Origin of the sequence: Stenotrophomonas sp. 2YAF22, from assembly GCF_052114665.1 — a bacterium.
Taxonomy (GTDB): domain Bacteria; phylum Pseudomonadota; class Gammaproteobacteria; order Xanthomonadales; family Xanthomonadaceae; genus Stenotrophomonas; species Stenotrophomonas indicatrix.
In genome coordinates, this window is the sequence record NZ_JBFRFE010000453.1 from 1 (window position 1) to 3,563 (window position 3,563).

The 3,563-nt window shown below is 65.6% G+C and carries 4 protein-coding genes; 2 read left to right on the plus strand and 2 right to left on the minus strand.

The genetic code is table 11. The annotated features are described in order from the left end of the window. Nucleotides 1-57: 57 nt before the first annotated feature. Nucleotides 58-894 (minus strand): endonuclease/exonuclease/phosphatase family protein, encoded by an 837-nt coding sequence (locus AB4Y84_RS16270; RefSeq protein WP_442250446.1) that lies wholly within the window; start codon nucleotides 892-894, stop codon nucleotides 58-60. Nucleotides 895-1,056: 162 nt separating this feature from the next. On the opposite strand from AB4Y84_RS16270, the gene AB4Y84_RS16275 reads away from it, so the two are divergent. Then, nucleotides 1,057-2,622: a POT-type proton-dependent oligopeptide transporter gene (locus AB4Y84_RS16275; protein WP_442250447.1), complete on the plus strand. Its 1,566-nt coding sequence runs from the start codon at nucleotides 1,057-1,059 to the stop codon at nucleotides 2,620-2,622. Between the two features lie 7 nt (nucleotides 2,623-2,629). Then, nucleotides 2,630-3,256: a rhomboid family intramembrane serine protease gene (locus AB4Y84_RS16280; protein WP_025876742.1), complete on the plus strand. Its 627-nt coding sequence runs from the start codon at nucleotides 2,630-2,632 to the stop codon at nucleotides 3,254-3,256. A gap of 58 nt (nucleotides 3,257-3,314) precedes the next feature. On the opposite strand, the gene AB4Y84_RS16285 is transcribed toward AB4Y84_RS16280, so the two are convergent. After that, entirely contained in the window at nucleotides 3,315-3,476 is a 162-nt protein-coding gene (locus AB4Y84_RS16285; protein WP_162887673.1) for a hypothetical protein, read from the minus strand. Between the last annotated feature and the right edge of the window lie 87 nt (nucleotides 3,477-3,563).

The window sequence follows — 3,563 nt, forward strand, 5'->3', positions numbered from 1 at the left end:
GTCCTGGCAGGAATGTTGCAGTTGCCGGCCAGCGGCCGGCACTCCCCGCGGGCGAAGTCATTCGGTAGTGGCAGGCACGTCCTGCAGCCGCAGCGTCGCCATCACGCCCAGGCGCAGGCCGGGCAGGTCGCCGTCGGCAGGCAGCATGATCGCCTGCTGGCGGATGCCGCCGAAATGCTTGACCTGGAACAGCACATCCAGCCCATGGCCACTGGCGCCGCCGCCGCTGGCCGCCGGTGCGCCGGGATTGCGCCGGGCCGGCTGGAAGCCGGGCGTGCTGCGCACCAGCTCGACGGTGCTTGCGGAAAAATCCCCTGCGATCAGGCTCGGCATGCCCTCGGCCGTGGCGCCGATCCAGGTCATCAGGTCGCTGGTCTGGTGCTGCCGGGCCGTGGCCTCATCCGGCTCCGGCCGCAGGCGCGCGACGTAGACGTTGACGTCGTTGTCGCCCAGCCGCAGGCGCATCATGCCGGCGGCACTGAAGGTGCCCGGCGGATGCAGCAGGGTGACGCCGTCCTCGCTGACCGGCAGCCGGCTGAGCATCGCGTTGCCATGCCGGACCGGCTGGCTCGGCGGGTCTGCGGTGACGAAATCGCAGCTGTAGCGCAGCCGGCTGGCCAACCAGCAGGCCGGGTTGCGCCCTTGCTGCTGCAGGACCTGCTGCACCGAGATCACATCCGGCTGCAGATCGGTCAGCAGCTGCAGCACCTGTTCGCGGCGCTGCTTCCATTGCCCTTCATCACGGCTGGGCAGTTCCAGCGCGGCGACGGTCAATTGCMGCACCTCCGTGGCAAGGCCGGCCGCCGGCGGCGCCTGCGGTCGCGCCAATGCAGGCACGGCCAGCATGAGGGCGAGGCAGCTGGACAGGATGCGGGCAAAGGGGAGGGGGCGCATAACGATAAGTTTACGCTTTTGCCGTGCAGGTTCCGTGACTTCCGGCAGGGCCGCACATGCCTGCCATGCTTTGGCGCGCCTGTCATGCAGCCCTGCAGCGTGCTTCGCACGCACAGGTTCCGGTACTCTTGCGCCTTTCGTTTTGCAGGAATGCCTTACAGGATGAGCCACGACGCAGTCGCCCCCATCGCCGGCCAGGGAAAGATGCCGCGCCAGATCCCGTACATCATCGGCAATGAGGCCTGCGAGCGGTTCAGTTTCTACGGGATGCGCAACATCCTGGTGCAGTTCCTGATCACCTCCCTGCTGCTGCAGGAAATCACGGCCGAAGGCCGTGCCGGTGAAGCCAAGGACATCATGCACAGCTTCATGATCGGCGTGTATTTCTTCCCGCTGCTCGGTGGCTGGCTGGCCGACAAGTTCTTCGGCAAGTACCACACCATCCTGTGGTTCAGCCTGGTCTACTGCATGGGCCATCTGTGCCTTGCGCTGTTCGAGGGCAGCCGTGGCGGCTTCTTCCTCGGCCTGGGCCTGATCGCGCTGGGCGCCGGTGGCATCAAGCCGCTGGTGGCCTCGTTCATGGGCGACCAGTTCGACCAGAGCAACAAGCACCTGGCCAAGATCGTCTTCGACGCCTTCTACTGGATCATCAACTTCGGCTCGTTGTTCGCCTCGCTGCTGATCCCGCTGGTGCTGAAGAACTGGGGCCCGCAGTGGGCGTTCGGTATTCCGGGCATCCTGATGTTCATCGCCACCTTCGTGTTCTGGCTGGGCCGCAAGCGCTACGTGTTGGTGCCGTTGCCGCCGAAGGACCCGCATTCGTTCGCCAATGTGGTGCGCACCGCGCTGACCACGCGGGTGGCCGGCCAGGGCCGTCCGGGCCTGGTGATCGCCGTGCTCGGCCTGGTGCTGGCGTTGGCCTCGTTCGGCCTGGTCGGCTCGCTCGGCATCGTGATCTGCCTGTGCCTGGCGCTGGTCTCGATCCTGGCGGGCATCGGTGGTGGTACCTGGCTGCAGCTGGACCGCGCGCGCGGCCAGCATCCGGCCGAAGCCGTGGAAGGCGTGCGCTCGGTGCTGCGCGTGCTGGTGATCTTCGCCCTGACCACGCCGTTCTTCTCGCTGTTCGACCAGAAAGCCTCGACCTGGGTGCTGCAGGGCCAGCAGATGCAGATGCCGAGCTGGTTCACCGCCTCGCAGATGCAGGCGCTGAATCCGCTGCTGGTGATGATCCTGATTCCGTTCAACAACCTGGTGCTGTACCCGGCCCTTCGCCGCTTCGGTTTCGAGCCGACCGCGCTGCGCCGGATGACCGCCGGCATCGCCTTCARTGGCCTGGCCTGGATCGTAGTGGGTGGCATCCAGGTGGTGATGGATGGCGGCAATGCGATGTCGATCTTCTGGCAGATGCTGCCGTACGCGCTGCTGACCTTCGGTGAGGTGCTGGTCTCGGCCACCGGCCTGGAGTTCGCCTACAGCCAGGCCCCGCAGGCGATGAAGGGCGTGGTGATGAGCTTCTGGAACCTGACCACCACCATCGGCAACCTGTGGGTGCTGCTGTCCAACGCGGCGGYACGTAACGACACGGTCACCCACAAGATCGCCAGTACGGGCCTGAGCGAAGCGGCATTCCTGATGTTCTTCTTCGCCGGTTTCGCCTTCGTCGCGGCGTTGGCCTTCGGTTGGTATGCGAAACGCTATCGTATGGTCGACAACTACCGCACCGCCTGAGCCTGACATGACCCCCGTCAATCTGCTGTTGATCGCCATCACCGCCATCCTGTCGTGGATGGCGTTCAACAACCGCAAGCTGGCTGACCGCCTGATCCTGTGGCCGCCGGCGGTGGATCGCCACCGCCAGTACGACCGCCTGATCACCTACGGCTTCATCCATGCCGACTGGTCGCACCTGATCTTCAACATGATCACCCTGTTCTTCTTCGGGGGGTTCATCGAGAGCGTGATGGTGCAGCTGACCGGCAGCTACCTGGTCTATCCGGCGTTCTATGTCGGTGCGTTGCTGGTCTCGATCCTGCCCAGCTACCTGAAGAACCAGAAGAACCCGAACTACCTCAGCCTCGGTGCGTCCGGGGCGGTGTCGGCGGTGCTGTTCGCCTTCATCCTGATCAAGCCGTGGTCGATCATCCTGGTGTTCTTCATCCCGGCGCCGGCGATCGTCTATGCCGCGTTCTACGTCGGCTACAGCATCTGGATGGACAAGCGCGGTGGCGATCGCATCAACCACAGCGCGCACCTGGCCGGTGCGGCGTTCGGCGTGATCTTCATGCTGGCCATGCAGCCGAGCATCTTCAGTCACTTCCTGCGCGAGCTGTCCAACCCGACCTTCCGCCTCGGCGGCGGCTGAGGGTGGCCGGGGTCGGATCCACTGGATCCGACCCCCGGGGCCGCGGCCCCGCTCCGGGTCAGGCCCGGGTCTGCTGACCGTAGGTATCGAGCAGGCGGGAGAAGACTTCCTCGCCGATGCTCTGGAACGCCTGGTCTTCGGTCTGTCCCTCCACGGCCAGTTGCAGCAGGCCCTCCAGCAGGGCGTGATCGGTATCGGATTGGGAATCGCTGGGGTGCATCACGGGCCTCCACGGCAGATCGCTTGGTCAACTGTCGCAAGGGGCATGCCAGGCTGGCGCACCCCTGCAGAGGGGGTAGCGGCCGGC